Below are 15,167 nucleotides of genomic sequence, written 5' to 3'. Positions count from 1 at the left end.
ATGGCTGCCCAGCGCCGTGCGCGCCTGCTGGCCGACGATGGCCAACACGGGCATGTGATCCATCCGCGCGTCGTACAGGCCGGTGATAAGGTGCGACGCGCCCGGGCCGGAGGTGGCGATACAGACACCCAATTCACCGGTGAACTTGGCATGCGCCGACGCCATGAACGCTGCCATTTCTTCATGCCTGGCCTGAACGAATTCAATCTTGCCCTTGGCCCGGCTCAGCGCTCCGAATACGCCATTGATGCCATCCCCTGGATAACCAAAGTTCCTTGTCACCCCCCATTCGCTGAGTCGCCCAATCAGAAAATCCCCAACTGTCGTCGTCATGTCGTGCCTCGCCTTCGACCGGTGCATCAAGCATTTCCGACCAAGCATTGCGTTGGACCGTGTTAGGGTCTGGACACTCGGGTGCAGAGCGAAGTTCTGGCCAATGCAGTGAATGCGAGTGACACCGTGCAACCCTAAACACACCCGATAAATGGCAGAATCCACTCACCCTGATCATTTCGGAGACCACAATGCTTGGCGTGTTTGAACGAAGGCTCGACCCATTCCCCCCCGACGAAGCGCCACCACCGCCTGTCGGCCTGATGCGGTTCCTGTGGGCCTGCACCCGCGGAGCCCGCGGTTATGTCCTGGCGCTTGCGCTGCTCAGTGCCAGTGTGTCGATCTACGAAGCCTGGTTGTTTTCCTTTCTTGGGCAGGTCGTGGACCTGCTCTCGACATGGCAGGCCGGTGGAAATGCCAACGGCGAGGAAAGTCGAGTGCTGTGGGGTATCGCGATCGTGTTGCTCACCAGCATCGGGCTGGTGGCGCTGCGCACCATGGTCCAGCACCAGGTATTGGCGATCAATCTGCCGCTGCGGCTGCGCTGGGATTTCCATCGGCTGATGCTGCGTCAAAGCCTTTCATTCTTTTCCGATGAATTCTCGGGTCGGGTAACCACCAAGGTGATGCAGACTGCATTGGCCGTGCGCGAAGTCCTGTTCACCCTCATCGAAATCGCGCCCGGTATCGGCGTTTACTTCATTGCAATCATCGCCCTGGCTGGCGGCTTCGCCCTGAAGCTCATGTTGCCCTTTATTGCCTGGGTCGCGTTGTTCGGGCTGGCCATGCTGTACTTCGTGCCACGCCTGGGGCAAGTCGGGCAGGAACAGGCCCATGCGCGATCGTCGATGACGGGGCGTATTTCAGATGCCTATACCAACATCACCACAGTAAAACTGTTCTCGCATTCCAACCGTGAAGCGCACTTCGCGCGCGCGGCGATGGAGGATTTCAAGCTCACCGGTTTTCGCCAGATGCGCCTGGTCAGCCAGTTCGAGATCGTCAATCAGGCGCTGGTGGTCGGGCTGATCCTTGGCGCAGGCGGCTATGCCCTGTGGCTGTGGCACCAGGGCGAAGTTGGCGCGGGGGCCGTGGCGGCCATTACTGCCATGGCGTTGCGCATCAATGGCATGTCGCATTGGATCATGTGGCAGATGACTTCGCTGTTCGAAAACATCGGCACCGTGCAGGATGGCATGGCCACCCTGACCCGTGGCCCCAAGGTGCAGGATGCGCCGAACGCCGGCGTGCTGGCGCCCTCTGGCGGCGCGGTAACCTTTGACAAGGTGTGCTTCAACTACAACGGTGAACGCCAGGTGCTCGACGGCTTGAGCCTGAACATCCGCCCGGGGGAAAAAATCGGCCTGGTGGGCCGTTCCGGTGCGGGCAAATCGACGCTGATCAATCTGCTGCTGCGCTTCTACGACGTCGACAGCGGTGAGATTCGCATCGATGGGCAAAACATCGCCCAGGTGACACAGGACAGTCTGCGGAGCGCGATCGGCATGGTCACTCAGGATACGTCCCTGTTGCACCGCTCCATTCGCGACAACATCGCCTACGGCCGCCCGGACGCGACCGACGCGCAGGTCCGCAGCGCCGCAGCCAGTGCCCAGGCCGACGGTTTCATCAGCCAACTGAGCGATCGCCAAGGCCATAGCGGCTATGACACCCTGGTGGGTGAGCGCGGCATCAAACTCTCGGGCGGCCAGCGCCAACGTATCGCCATCGCTCGGGTGATGCTCAAGAACGCCCCGATCCTGTTACTGGACGAAGCCACCAGTGCCCTGGATTCCGAAGTCGAAGTCGCCATCCAGGAAAGCCTCGATGAAATGATGCAGGGCAAGACCGTCATCGCCATCGCCCATCGGCTGTCGACGATTGCGGCCATGGACCGGCTCATTGTCATGGATGAGGGACGCATCATCGAACAAGGTACCCACGCTGAGTTGCTGGGAAGAAACGGCACCTACGCGCGACTCTGGCAGCATCAAAGTGGTGGTTTCCTGGGTGAGGACCAGGGGCTGGCAGAGGCCATGGATCAGGCGTGAACGCTTGGACGCGATGACCTGCGAAGGGCTCCACCGGTTCGATCCTGTCCTCAGTGGCGCTTGGCGAGCCGCCTTCGCGGGGCCTGCTATAGTCAGCCGGAGCGGCTCAAGGTTATGGCTGCGGGCAAAAGGCATTCTACTCAGGAGCTTGATCATGCGAATCGTAACGGCCACTGTGTGCACATTCCTGTTATCCCTGGCATTGCCGGCGCTGTCCTTTGCCGCTTCCAACTGTGATGATGCGGGAAGTGCAAGTGACGTCAGAAACTGTGTGAAAAACAACAACGATCAGAAAGGCAAAGGCAATTGCAATGACAATGGCAATTGCGGCAAGGCCAAAGCTAAAGCCAAAGATTACGATGACGATTACTCGGTCCGTTGCATGGAGATCAACAATCTGGTCTTGCGCCGTGAGTGCCTTGACCGGCGCAGAGATTGATTGAAGTAGTTGCAGCCACCGGAGCGGGGACCATGGTCCCCGCGTCCATTTCTTACAAGCCATTACACAGAACCCTACGCACCACGCGCGGCGCGCCGACACCGACCATGTCGCCCACACCCAGGGGAAATCCCCCCCATATATGGGCTGTGAAACCCGCCCGGTGCCTGGTGTTTTCCCGGCGAATGAGTTCCCAGGCGCACCACCCCACGCGCCGCTTTGCACACCTCTTGTGCGTCAGCCGCAATAGACCTTTGGCATAAAGAATGCTGTGACTGCAGGGCTTGGTTGAGTGGTTGAAGTTGCTGGAACTTCACAGCATGCCCAGGAGTACTCCCTATGCCGGCAATCGACGTACTGCATAAACGTTTCCACCGCAGGACAGCTGACTCGATCGCGCCCACTGAACAATTCAATCTCCTGCGGTGGTTTTCGATCACCAGCTTCCTTCTCATCAGCGTGATAGCGTTTGGGCTGGGTTCTTTGTCGACAAGATTCCTGGTCGCGGAAAGTCTTGAACGCGATGCCCTGATGTCGGCACAGTTCATCCAGACCGTTGCAAAAGGCGAGATACGTCATCACGGGCTGTCGGCCATGCAGATGGAGGAAGGTGGGGCATTCGTTCAACATCAGGCAACGTCAGATGAAAACAAGCAGCGCAAACAGCCTTTCAGCTCCGAGTTCCTGGATTATCTTGCGCATCTCCCCAATTCCCTCCTGATCTCCATCTACTCTCCCCGTGGAACCGTGCTTTGGTCCACCAACCGGAACTTAGTGGGGCAGGTTTTTTTGAATGACGAGCTTGAAGAGGCATTCAGCTCCAAAGAACGGATATCCACTAGATACAGTCAGGTTGATGCGGACCGCAGCGAGCAGAAATTCCTCCACTCGCCGCAAAAGTTCTTCGTCGAGAGTTACATCCCTCTTGCCGATAGCCAGGGGAACATTCTGGCGGTGGTTGAAATCTACCGGGAGCCATTCGACCTGATCGAACGCCTGAATCACGGGCACTGGATCATCTGGCTGACCACGATGGGTGGCCTGCTGCTCTACTTCGGGATCTACTGGATGGCTCGACGAACATCGGTTCAATTGGCCTCGGAAGAGGCTCAAGTCGTCGCCAATAAAACCTACGTCGGCTTGGGCGAAATGTCCACGGCCGTCGCCCACAGCCTTCGTAATCCCCTCGCCTGCATCCGTTCAAGCGCAGAGCTGGCTAACGACATGGAGGGCCAGCCTGCAAAGAAGCAGATCGAAGATATTGTCGGCCAGGTGGATCGGATGTCGCGCTGGGTGCAGGAATTACTACTGTGCCTGAGCCCGATCCGCGGCGAGGCAGAACGGGTGGACCCGATACAGATGCTGCAGGCCACACTCGACAGCTACAGCGCGCAATTGCGTCATTCAAAAATCCAGGTCGAGTTCAAGCATGAACCCTCGCCCGCGATACTCAGTCATCCACTCTTGCTGTCGCAGATTTTGAACAGCGTCATCGCCAATGCCATAGAGGCGATGCCGACAACCGGAATACTGACCCTCCGGGCGAGCCTGGATGAAACCCGTCAGTGGCTGAGCCTGACCATTGACGACACCGGAGGTGGATCTGCACGACACCAGGAGATGATGGCCTTCAAGTCTTTCTACACCACCCGGCAAGGCAGGCTGGGCATAGGATTTGTCATGGTCAAGCAGATCATGCAAAGCTTCGGCGGCGAAGCGAGTCTGACAACCCATAAAAAACAGGGAACATCCGTGCACTTGAGATTCAGGGTTCTGGACAGGAGGGCCAGCGCTGTCTAATCCTTGTCCCGCGCACGCTGCAACACCGCCTCTCCCGCCTGAGCCGGCAGTCGCAGGTTATCCAGCAAGGCAATGGCCGCGATCACCGCCACACACAGGAACGCCAGCTGAAAGTCGCCCGTCTCGGCGTGCCCTGGAGTGCCATGGATGTTCATGGCCAACCGTAGCAGCAGCGCACCGATGGCCACCCCCATCGCCATGCTCAACTGGAAAAACATGCTGAACAAGGTTGAAGCGTCGCTCATCTGCGCCTTGGGGATTTCGGCAAAGGCCAGTGTGTTGAACACGGTGAACTGCATGGACCGTGACAAGCCACCGACGAACAGGATGAACAGGATCAGCGCCGGGCTCATGCGCTCGTCCAGCAACGCACAGGCCGCTATCGCCAGTACGCCCAGAAGGCCGTTGACCATCAGCACCGGACGAAATCCCCAGCGCTGCATCACGCCTGTGGTGAAGGGTTTCATCGCCAGGTTGCCGGCAAATACAGCCAATACCAGCAGCCCCGCATCGAACGCCGAAAGACCGAACGCCAGTTGAAACATCAGCGGCAGGAGAAACGGCAAGGTGCTGATGGCGATCCGGAACATCGAGCCCCCGCACAGGCAGACGTTGAATGTACGAATGCCTGTCACACCCAAGGCCAGGAGTGGGTGTGCATGCCGACGCATATGGCGCCAGGCAAAAACACCGAGCACCACGCCGGCACCACTCAGCGCCAGCCCTTGCACCAGATCGTCCTGGCTTTGCCCGAGCATCTCCACGCCATACAACAAGGCAGCGCTGGCGATGCCCACCAACAGGAAACCACTGAAATCGAAAGCCCTGGCACTGGCGTCGTCGCGTTTGGGCAGCAAGACCAGTGCGACCATCAGGGCCAACACGCCCAGGGGCAGATTGAGGTAGAAAATCCACGGCCAGGACGCGTGGGTGACGATGAAACCGCCCACCGGAGGCCCGAGTACCGGCGCGACCAGGCCCGGCCAGGTAATGAATGAGATGGCGCGCACCAGGTCTTTTTTCTCGGTGGTGCGCAACACTGCCAGGCGTCCCACCGGGACCATCATCGCGCCGCTGATGCCCTGCAGCACGCGCGCGGCGACAAAGGTTTCCAGGCTATTACTTAACCCGCACATCAACGAAGACAAGGTGAACAACACGATCGCCGAACTGAATACCCAGCGCGTACCGAAGCGATCGGCCAACCAGCCGCTGATGGGGATGAACACCGCCACCGCGAGCATGTAGGCACTCATGCCAATGTTCAGGTCCACCGGCGCGACGCCAAACGTCCTGGCCATGTCAGGCAACGCGGTAGCGATCACCGTGGCGTCGAGGTTCTCCATGAAGAACGTGACGGCTACCAATAGGGCAATCCATGTTGAGCGGCGTTGAGACATTGGTCATTCCGGTTCGGCCAGGTCGTTGCTCGACACTCTACAACAGACAGGGCGCTGAGCCGGGTTGAAAGGTCGCGCAAACCATCACTCTCACCCCGGGCGAACAGCAATTTCTCAGCGCTCCCTCATGCAGCCTGGCGCCGACCGTGCAGCCCTTGTTTATCCACCTTCTGCTCATGCCCCTGGCGCAGCCGCAGGGCCGCAAGCGCCGCAAGCACCAGGATAATCGCGACGACCTTCATGCCATTCATGGCGTTGCCGGTACTTTGCTCGATCAAGCCCATCACCGAGGGGCCGACGAAACCGCCCAGCAGGCCGCACGAGTTGACGAAGCCCAGGCCGCCTGCGAGCGCGGCGCCCTTGAGTCGCGAAGCCGGGTAGAGAAAGATGATCGACTGCACGACGAAGAACATCACCGCCGAGATACAGAAGCCCAATAGACTGATCACCGGTCCCGCCAGCGAAGCGATTCCCAGCCCCGCGGCCATGGTCAGCAAACCTGCGACCAGTATTTGCCGGGAACGCGCCGGTGTGGTGGCGAATCGAGGCAGTGCAATGGCGCCCGCCGCTGCCGCCAGCCAAGGCAGGGAGGTCAGCAAGCCGATCTGCAGAGTACTCAGGTCGCCGTATTTGCCGATGATGCCGGGCAGGAAAAAGATCACCGTGTAGATCGTGATCTGGTGGCAGAAGTAGACCAGGATCGCCAACAGGATCTGCGGGGTCAGGCATTGTTTGAGCGAGTGACCACCGGCACCGGCGCCCTCCTCCGATTCCGCGGCCAACTGCTGCTCGATCTGCCGGGCTTCAGTGGCGCTCAGCCACGGCGCCTTGCTTGGACGGTCCGGCAGTTTTTTCCACACCACCATGGCGAAGAACACCGCCGGCAAGCCCTCGAGCATGAACATCCACTGCCAGCCACGCCAGCCCCAGACACCGTCCAGTTGCATGAGCACGGCACCCAGTGGCCCGCCAATGATGTTGGCGAAACACACGCCCAGCAGAAAATAGCCGGTCGCCCGGGCTCGTTGCTCCCGGCCGAACCAGTACGTCAGGTACAGCATGACGCCCGGGAACAGACCCGCTTCGGCGATGCCCAGCAACAAGCGCAACACGTAGAACGAGGTTTCGCCCTGGACAAATGCCATCGCCGCCGAGATCAAGCCCCAGGTGACCATGATTCGCGCAATCCAGAACCGCGCGCCAACCTTGTGCATGATCAGGTTGCTGGGCACTTCCGACAGTGCGTAGGTGAGAAAGAACAACCCGGCACCCAGCCCGTAGGCGGCGGCTGAAATGCCCAGGTCGATATCCAGGTGATGCTTGGCCAGGGCGATGTTGGTGCGGTCGAGAAAGCTCAACACGTAGGCCGCAATCAGCAATGGCATGAGTTTTACAAACATCAGTCTGTTCAACGTCGCCGAATCACGAGGTTCGGAAAGCGCGTCGGTTTTATTTATTATTGTCATCGGACTAACCTTTTCGAGTTTTCGAGAGGGGCGCTGTTAAAAGTCGACCTGGTCCTTGCCCTTGAGGTCGAGCATTTCCCGCGCTTCATCCGGGGTCGCCACGCGCCCGCCCAGGGCTTCGATCACCGTGCGAATGCGCTTGACCTGATCGGCATTGGACGCCGCCAGGTTGCCCGGCCCGTCCCACAGCGAATCTTCCAGGCCGACACGCACATGGCTGCCCATCGACAGGCCCATGGTGCCCAGCGGAATCTGATTGCGCCCGGCGCCGAGGATCGACCATTGGTACGCGTCGCCGAACAGGCGGTCGGCGGTACGGCGCATGTGCGCCAGGTCTTCAGGATGCCCACCAATGCCGCCGCGCAGGCCGAACACCGACTGAATGAAAATCGGCGCCTTGAGCAGCCCGCGCTGGAGGAAGTGCGCGGCGGTGTACAAGTGGCCGATGTCGTAGCACTCGATTTCAAAGCGGGTGCGGTTCTCGGCACAGGCATTGAGTATATGGGCGATGTCGCGGAAGGTATTGCGGAAGATCCGGTCGTCACTTTCGGCCAGGTAGGGCCGTTCCCACTCGTGCTTGAACTCGGTGAAGCGGTCGAGCATTTCATACAGCCCGAAGTTCATCGAGCCCATGTTCAGCGAGGCCAGTTCCGGCTTGAGCTGTGCCACAGGCTGCAGGCGTTCTTCCACGCCCATGGTCGGCGCGCCGCCGGTGGTGATGTTGATCACCACGTCACTCTTGGCCTTGATTTGCGGCAGGAACTGACGGAACAGGTCGACATCCTGGCTAGGCCGCCCATCGATAGGATCGCGCGCATGCAGGTGGACAATCGACGCCCCGGCTTCGGCGGCACCGATGGCGGCGTCGGCGATTTCCTGCGGCGTGATCGGCAGGTGCGGCGACATCGACGGCGTATGGATGGCGCCCGTGACGGCGCAGGTGATGATGATCGGGCGTTTTTTGGACATGAGTGTTCTCCGTTCTTGTTCTTGACGAGAAAGTTATTGGGGGTCACTCGACGCGGAATGGGTCCGGTCGTTGTTGCGGCAGGGTCGAGGCGCCTACAGGTACTCGACGTTGCCATCCACACTGATGGCCTGGCCGGTCACGTTGCGTGCGGCGGGTGAGCAAAGGAACAGCGCCATGGCGGCGACGTCTTCGGCGGTGACCATGCGTTTGAGCGAGATCTTTTTCAGGTACTCCTCGCGCATCTCGGCTTCAGGCACATTCATCTGCTCGGCGCGGGCGCGGATCACACCGTCCATGCGCGGGCCTTCGACGATGCCGGGCAGCAAGGCGTTGACGCGGATGTCGCTTTCGCCAAGCTCCGACGCCAGGGATTTCATCAGGCCGATGATGGCCCATTTGGTCGCGGCGTACGGGGTGCGCCAGGCGTAACCCAGGCGGCCGGCCACTGACGCGATGTGGATCAGGTGGGCATTGGGTGACGCCTTGAGCAGCGGCACCGCATGATGGGCAAAGCGGTACTGGCCTGTGAGGTTGATGTCGATGGTACGCTGCCACTCCTCGTCGGTGATGGCGTCGATCCCGGCGGTGGGCCCTGCGATGCCGGCGTTGTTGACCAGCACATCGAGGCCGCCGAACTGCTCGCGCTGCACCTTGAACACCGCTTCGATCTGCGCCGGGTCAGCGACGTCGGCGCGGGTGGCCACGCTGTCCGGGTAGCGATCGCGGAACGCCGCCAGCGCCGCCTCACTGACATCGCACACATGCACCTTGGCGCCGGCTTCCAGGTAAGCCGCCGCCAGCACTTCGCCGATCCCGGCAGCACCGCCGGAAATCAGGACGCGCAGGCCGGTATAGGGAACCAGTCGGTTGAGAACGCTCATGCTTTTTTTACTCCAGAGACAGACGACCGTGAACGGTCGCTCTTGACGATCAGGCGCGACAGAGAGTCAGCCGCCTGCATGATGTCGTCGGTGACCGCGGCCCGGGCTGCTGCTCCGTCTCGCGCGGCCAGGGCCTCGACGATGCGGTTGTGCGCTTCCATTGAGCGCTGCAGGTGCGCCTTGTCAGGCGCCACCAGCGCAAAGCAGGGGCCCATGTGCAGCCAGAAATTCTCCACGGCCGCGATGGTCAGGTCGGCCTTGGCCACCGCGTAGATGCGCCGGTGGAAGGCAAAGTTGGTCCACAGGTAGCGGGCCACATCGACGCTGTCGGCGGCTTGCTGCATCTGGTCGCACAGGTGGCTGATGTCCTTGAGGTCAGTGTCGTTGAGCAGGATGACGGCTTTCTCGGCCAGCAGCCCTTCCAGCGCGACCCGGGCGTCGCGGATTTCGCGCAGGCGTTCGGGGGTCATCATGCGCACACGCAGGCGGGACGTTTCGGTGACTTCGAAGGCGTTTTCGGCACTCAGGCGGTTCAGCGCTTCACGCACCGGCATCGGGCTGGAGCCGAGCGCCTCGGCCAAACCGCGGATGGTCAGCTTCTGGCCCGGCTGGAAGCGGCCGCTCATCAGCGCTTCGCGGATCTGCCGGTAGACCTGGTCCTGCAGGGTATCGCGGGAAACCTGGCGCATGGTGGGCAGGAGGATCGGTTGATCAGTCATGAGTCAGCTCACATTGGACGTTCTTATGGGTCAAATATGTGATCACAAATAACATATGTCAAATTTTTTATGGAAGCCGCCCGACTAATCCGTCACCTCACACCGCTCCTCCAGCAACCGCACGAACATGCTCAGGCTCTGCGACACCGTGCCCCTGCGCCAGACCAGCCAGGTGCGCAAATAGCGGAAAGACTCCGACAACGGCCAGACACTGACCGTGCTGCATCCGGGCATGCTTTGCAGCATGCTGCGCGGCATCAGGGCCAGGCCCGCGCCAGCGCTGACGCAGGCGAGCATGCCGTGATAGGACTCCATTTCGAAGATCTTGCCCGGCACGGCCGCGTCCTTGGCGAACCAGCTCTCGAAGTGGTGCCGGTAGGAGCAGTTGGAGCGGAAGGCGTAGATGTTCTCGCCGTTCACGTCCTGCGCGCGATGGATCGGGTCGTGGTTGAGCGGTGCAATCAACACCATTTCTTCTTCGAACGCCGGGACCCCCTCCAGGGCCGGGTGCAGCACCGGGCCATCGACAAACGCGGCGGTCAATCGGCCCGCCAGCACCCCGTCGATCATGGTGCCGGAGGGTCCGGTGGACAGGTCCAGCTCGACCTTGGCGTACTGCTGGTTATAGGCCGCCAGTAACGCGGGAATCCGCACCGCCGCGGTGCTTTCCAGCGACCCCAGGGGAAAAGTGCCCTGGGGTTCTTCACCCGCCACCGTGGCACGGGCTTCCTGGACCAGGTCGAGGATCCGTCGCGCGTAGTCGAGAAAGCTCCACCCGGCCGGCGACAGGCGCAAGCGGCTTTTTTCGCGGATGAACAGGTCCACGCCCAGGTCCTGCTCCAATTGCTTGATCCGCGTGGTCAGGTTCGAAGGCACGCGATGGATGTGCTGTGCGGCCACGCTGATGCTGCCGTGCTCGGCGACAGCCTTGAAGATCTCGAGCTGGACCAGATCCACTTCATTCTCCAAACGTGAACAAGACGCTCATTATTATTCAGTTTAAAGAAAACATACAGCACCGTAACCTGAGCGCATTCCTACCCCGCAGGACGGTGCCATGACCAACGTTTCCAGCCTTACCCACGCCATCTCGATCAACCCGGCGACCGGGGAACAGATCGGCCACTACCCTTACGAATCCGCACAAGCATTGCAGGCCGCCCTGGCGCGTTCTGCCAGCGGCTTCCGTGCCTGGAGTCGCACACCGGTGACACAACGCGTGCAGCGCTTGCTTGCCCTCGGTCAGGCATTGCGTGACAACGCCGAAGCCATGGCCACCATGATCACCCTGGAAATGGGCAAGCCGATCGCCCAGGCCCGCGGTGAAATCGAAAAATGTGCCCAGCTCTGTGGGTGGTATGCCGAACACGGCCCGGCCATGTTAAGCGCCGAACCGACCCTGGTCGAAGGCGGCAAGGCTCGCATCGAATATCGCCCACTGGGGCCGATTCTCGCGGTCATGCCGTGGAATTTCCCGATCTGGCAGGTATTGCGCGGTGCGGTCCCGACGCTGCTCGCCGGCAACACCTACATGCTCAAGCACGCGCCGAATGTGATGGGCAGCGCTTATCTGTTGCTGGACGCCTTCAAGCAGGCGGGCTTCGCCGAAGGCGTCTTCGAGGTGATCAACGTCACGCCGGACGGTGTTTCCACGGCGATTGCCGACCCACGCATCGCGGCCGTCACACTGACCGGTAGCGTACGAGCCGGCATGGCCATCGGCGCCCAGGCTGGCGCGGTGCTGAAGAAGAGCGTCCTGGAACTGGGCGGTTCCGACCCGTTCATTGTGCTCAACGATGCCAACCTCGACGACGCCGTCAAAGCGGCCGTGATCGGGCGTTTTCAGAACACCGGGCAAGTCTGTGCAGCGGCCAAGCGCCTGATCGTCGAGCAAGGCATTGTCGAGGAATTCACTCGCCGCTTTGTCGAAGCCACGCGCCAGCTGGTGGTCGGCGATCCGCTGTCCGCCCAAACCTATATCGGCCCGATGGCCCGCTTCGATCTGCGTGACGAACTCGATCAACAGGTGCGCGACACCCTGGAGGAAGGCGCGACCTTGCTGCTGGGCGGCCAGAAACCCCAGGGCCCGGGCAATTTCTATGAGCCCACGGTGCTGGCGGGCGTCACAGACCAGATGACGTCATTCAAGCAGGAGCTGTTCGGCCCGGTGGCTTCGATCATCACCGCTCGCGATGCAGAGCACGCGCTTGAACTGGCGAACGACAGCGAATTCGGTCTGGCTGCGACAATCTACACCGGCAATGTCGAGCAGGCCGAGCAGATGGCCAGCGAGCTGGAAACCGGCGGGGTCTTCATCAATGGCTATTGCGCCAGCGACCCGCGCGTGACGTTCGGTGGCGTTAAGAAAAGCGGATTTGGTCGCGAGCTGTCGCATTTCGGCGTGCGCGAATTCTGCAATGCGCAGACGGTGTGGCTGGATCGCCACTGATTGAATCGGCACTGCTGATCCAATGTAGGAGCGAGCAAGCTCGCTCCTACACAGTCCTTAGGCGTTGCAGTCCCACGCACGGTCGCCGTGCTCGTCCTTGATGCGGGTCGGCAGGCCCATCACGTCCAACGCCTTGAGGAACGCCTCGGCTGGCAGCTCCTCGACGTTGACCATGCGCTGCACGTCCCACTCGCCACGGGCTACCAGCAGGGCTGCAGCCACCGGTGGAACGCCGGCGGTGTAGGAAATGCCCTGGCTGTCGGTTTCGGCAAAGGCTTCCTCGTGATCCGCGACGTTGTAGATGAACACTTCGCGCGGCTGGCCATCCTTGGTGCCCTTGACCAGGTCACCGATGCAGGTCTTGCCGGTGTAGCCAGGGGCCAGCGAGCTCGGGTCAGGCAGCACGGCCTTGACCACTTTGAGCGGCACGACTTCCAGGCCTTCGGCGGTCTTGACCGGTTGCTCGGAGAGCAGGCCGAGATTCCTGAGCACGGTGAACACATTGATGTAGTGCTCGCCAAAGCTCATCCAGAACCGCACGTTGGGCACGCCAAGGTTCTTGGACAGGGAGTGCACTTCATCGTGACCGGTCAGGTACAGGTTCTGCGAACCTACCACTGGCAAGTCATCGGTGCGCTTGACTTCGAACATGGTGTTGCTGGTCCACTGGCTGTCCTGCCAGCTCCACACCTGCCCGGTGAACTCGCGGAAATTGATTTCCGGATCGAAATTGGTGGCGAAATACTTGCCATGGGAACCGGCATTGACATCGAGAATGTCGATCGAATCAATGCTGTCGAAATACTGTTGCTTGGCCAGGGCCGCATAGGCGTTGACCACGCCCGGATCGAAGCCCACGCCAAGAATGGCGGTCACGTTCTTTTGTTGGCATTCCTCGAGGTGTTTCCACTCGTAGTTGCCATACCAGGGCGGCGTCTCGCAAATCTTGCCCGGTTCTTCGTGAATGGCGGTGTCCAGGTAGGCCACGCCGGTATCGATGCAGGCACGCAGCACCGACATGTTGAGGAAAGCGGAACCGACGTTGATGACGATCTGCGATTCGGTTTCGCGAATCAGCGTCTTGGTCGCCTCGACGTCCAGGGCATTGAGGGTGAATGCCTTGATTTCAGCGGGCTGTTTGAGGCTGCCCTTGGCCTTGACGCTGTCGATGATGGCCTGGCATTTGGAGATGTTGCGCGACGCGATAGCAATACGACCGAGTTCGTCGTTGTGCTGCGCGCACTTGTGGGCCACCACCTTGGCGACACCTCCTGCACCAATGATAAGTACGTTCTTCTTCAATTTTTCTCTCTCTCCTTCTCAGCCAGCTTACGAGAGGCTGGACATATAGTCGTTGTAACCGAACTCACGAACCACCTCGACAGTACCGTCGAGTTGTTTCACTACGATGGACGGCATTTTAAGGCCGTTGAACCAGTTCTTCTTGACCATGGTGTAGCCAGCGGCGTCAACGAACGACAGGCGGTCGCCGATGGCCAGCGGACGATCAAACTGGTACTCACCGAAAATATCGCCGGCCAGGCAGGATTTGCCGCACACCATGTAGGTGTGCTCACCCTCGCTTGGGGCCAGCTTGGCGTTCAGGCGGTAGATCAAAAGATCGAGCATGTGCGCTTCGATGGAACTGTCCACGACCGCCAGGTGCTTGCCGTTGTAGAGGGTGTCGAGCACGGTGACTTCCAGCGACGCACTCTGGGTGATGGCCGCTTCGCCTGGCTCCAGGTAAACCTGCACGCCGTACTTCTGCGAGAACGCCTTGAGACGCGCGCAGAATTCATCCAGTGCGTAGCCTTCACCGGTGAAGTGAATGCCGCCACCGAGGCTGACCCACTCGACCTTGTGCAGCAGGTGGCCGAAACGCTCTTCGATGGTGCACAGCATCTGGTCGAACAGGCCGAAGTCGCCGTTCTCGCAGTTGTTGTGGAACATGAAGCCGGAGATCTGCTCGATGACCTGCTCGATCTTCACCGGGTCCCACTCGCCCAGGCGGCTGAAAGGCCGTGCCGGGTCGGCCAGCAGGTAATCGGAGCTGCTCACCTGCGGGTTGACCCGCAGGCCACGGACCTTGCCTGCAGAGGCTTCAGTGTAGCGCTGCAATTGGCCGATGGAGTTGAAGATGATCTTGTCGCAGTTGTCGAGCATCTCCTCGATTTCGTCATCGGCCCAGGCGACGCTGTAGGCGTGAGTCTCGCCCGCGAACTTCTGCCGGCCGAGCTTGAGCTCGTAGAGCGACGACGACGTGGTGCCATCCATGTACTGCTGCATCAGGTCAAACACCGACCAGGTGGCGAAGCACTTGAGCGCCAGCAGGGCCTTGGCCCCGGACTGTTCGCGCACGTAGGCAATCTTTTCCATGTTGCCCAGCAGCTTTTGCTTGTCGATGAGGTAGTACGGCGTTTTGATCATTTCGAGGCCTCCGGCAAGGCCAGCCAAAAAAAGGATGCGCATTGTGCCCGCACTGGGCACAGATCGAAAGAGCAGAAGCACAGTTCGTCGGACAGGATTCCCTTTACGACCCTGCAAAATCGCATAGGCAGGCGACAGAAAGATGACGTCAAGGCGAAATGCCATCTTTTTTTCGTTCACGCCGACGACCGGTCTAACGCCGCACCAAAACCGACTATTGTTGTTAGTGACA

The 15,167-nt window shown here is 60.4% G+C and carries 12 protein-coding genes and 1 pseudogene; 4 read left to right on the top strand and 9 right to left on the bottom strand.

The features are described 5' to 3' along the window. Positions 1-333, bottom strand: a pseudogene (locus NQL71_RS26355) (thiamine pyrophosphate-binding protein); the annotation flags it as partial. A gap of 191 nt (positions 334-524) precedes the next feature. Here NQL71_RS26355 and NQL71_RS26350 point away from each other — a divergent pair. From NQL71_RS26350 to NQL71_RS26340, 3 genes are all read left to right on the top strand, one after another. Beyond that, positions 525-2,384 carry an ABC transporter ATP-binding protein gene (locus tag NQL71_RS26350; protein ID WP_274643602.1) on the top strand — a complete coding sequence of 620 codons (1,860 nt, stop codon included), beginning with the start codon at positions 525-527 and terminating at the stop codon, positions 2,382-2,384. A 154-nt stretch (positions 2,385-2,538) separates the two neighbouring features. Beyond that, positions 2,539-2,823, top strand: coding sequence for a hypothetical protein (locus NQL71_RS26345; RefSeq protein ID WP_274643601.1), 285 nt, complete (start codon positions 2,539-2,541; stop codon positions 2,821-2,823). Positions 2,824-3,162: 339 nt separating this feature from the next. Next, positions 3,163-4,623, top strand: a complete 1,461-nt coding sequence (locus NQL71_RS26340) for a sensor histidine kinase (RefSeq protein WP_274643600.1) — start codon at positions 3,163-3,165, stop codon at positions 4,621-4,623. Here the strand turns inward: NQL71_RS26340 and NQL71_RS26335 are convergent. The 6 genes from NQL71_RS26335 to ptrR all read right to left on the bottom strand — a co-directional run bounded on the left by NQL71_RS26335 (position 4,620) and on the right by ptrR (position 11,016). After that, positions 4,620-6,023 (bottom strand): DHA2 family efflux MFS transporter permease subunit, encoded by a 1,404-nt coding sequence (locus tag NQL71_RS26335; RefSeq protein WP_274643599.1) that lies wholly within the window; start codon positions 6,021-6,023, stop codon positions 4,620-4,622. The two genes, NQL71_RS26340 and NQL71_RS26335, sit on opposite strands and share 4 nt — an antisense overlap. A gap of 125 nt (positions 6,024-6,148) precedes the next feature. Next, the gene (locus NQL71_RS26330) at positions 6,149-7,489 is read right to left on the bottom strand and encodes an MFS transporter (protein WP_274643598.1); all 1,341 of its coding nucleotides are present in this window, start codon (positions 7,487-7,489) and stop codon (positions 6,149-6,151) included. Positions 7,490-7,525: 36 nt separating this feature from the next. Then, complete coding sequence (kce, locus tag NQL71_RS26325) at positions 7,526-8,458, bottom strand: 3,5-dioxohexanoate:acetyl-CoA acetone transferase (protein ID WP_046820230.1); 933 nt, start codon at positions 8,456-8,458, stop codon at positions 7,526-7,528. Between the two features lie 93 nt (positions 8,459-8,551). After that, a complete protein-coding gene (locus tag NQL71_RS26320; RefSeq protein ID WP_077183198.1) occupies positions 8,552-9,340 on the bottom strand; it encodes an SDR family oxidoreductase in 789 nt (262 codons plus the stop codon). Beyond that, complete coding sequence (locus NQL71_RS26315) at positions 9,337-10,059, bottom strand: GntR family transcriptional regulator (RefSeq protein WP_046820232.1); 723 nt, start codon at positions 10,057-10,059, stop codon at positions 9,337-9,339. The genes NQL71_RS26320 and NQL71_RS26315 overlap by 4 nt, the downstream gene beginning before the upstream one ends. Positions 10,060-10,143: 84 nt before the next feature. After that, positions 10,144-11,016 carry a putrescine utilization regulator PtrR gene (gene ptrR, locus NQL71_RS26310; RefSeq protein WP_046820233.1) on the bottom strand — a complete coding sequence of 291 codons (873 nt, stop codon included), beginning with the start codon at positions 11,014-11,016 and terminating at the stop codon, positions 10,144-10,146. 100 nt (positions 11,017-11,116) lie between these two features. On the opposite strand from ptrR, the gene NQL71_RS26305 reads away from it, so the two are divergent. Then, positions 11,117-12,508, top strand: coding sequence for an aldehyde dehydrogenase family protein (locus tag NQL71_RS26305; RefSeq protein WP_274643597.1), 1,392 nt, complete (start codon positions 11,117-11,119; stop codon positions 12,506-12,508). Positions 12,509-12,565: 57 nt separating this feature from the next. Here NQL71_RS26305 and NQL71_RS26300 read toward each other — a convergent pair whose 3' ends face one another. Together NQL71_RS26300 and nspC are read right to left on the bottom strand one after the other, a co-directional pair. Further along, on the bottom strand, positions 12,566-13,810 hold the full coding sequence (locus NQL71_RS26300) for a saccharopine dehydrogenase family protein (protein WP_046820235.1): 1,245 nt from the start codon (positions 13,808-13,810) through the stop codon (positions 12,566-12,568). 27 nt (positions 13,811-13,837) lie between these two features. Next, positions 13,838-14,935 (bottom strand): carboxynorspermidine decarboxylase, encoded by a 1,098-nt coding sequence (nspC, locus tag NQL71_RS26295; protein ID WP_046820236.1) that lies wholly within the window; start codon positions 14,933-14,935, stop codon positions 13,838-13,840. Positions 14,936-15,167: the final 232 nt, after the last annotated feature.

This window comes from Pseudomonas serbica, from assembly GCF_028823535.1.
GTDB lineage: Bacteria > Pseudomonadota > Gammaproteobacteria > Pseudomonadales > Pseudomonadaceae > Aquipseudomonas > Aquipseudomonas serbica.
The sequence above is the reverse complement of the archived record's forward strand: the minus strand, read 5'-3'. Positions and strand labels throughout refer to the sequence as shown.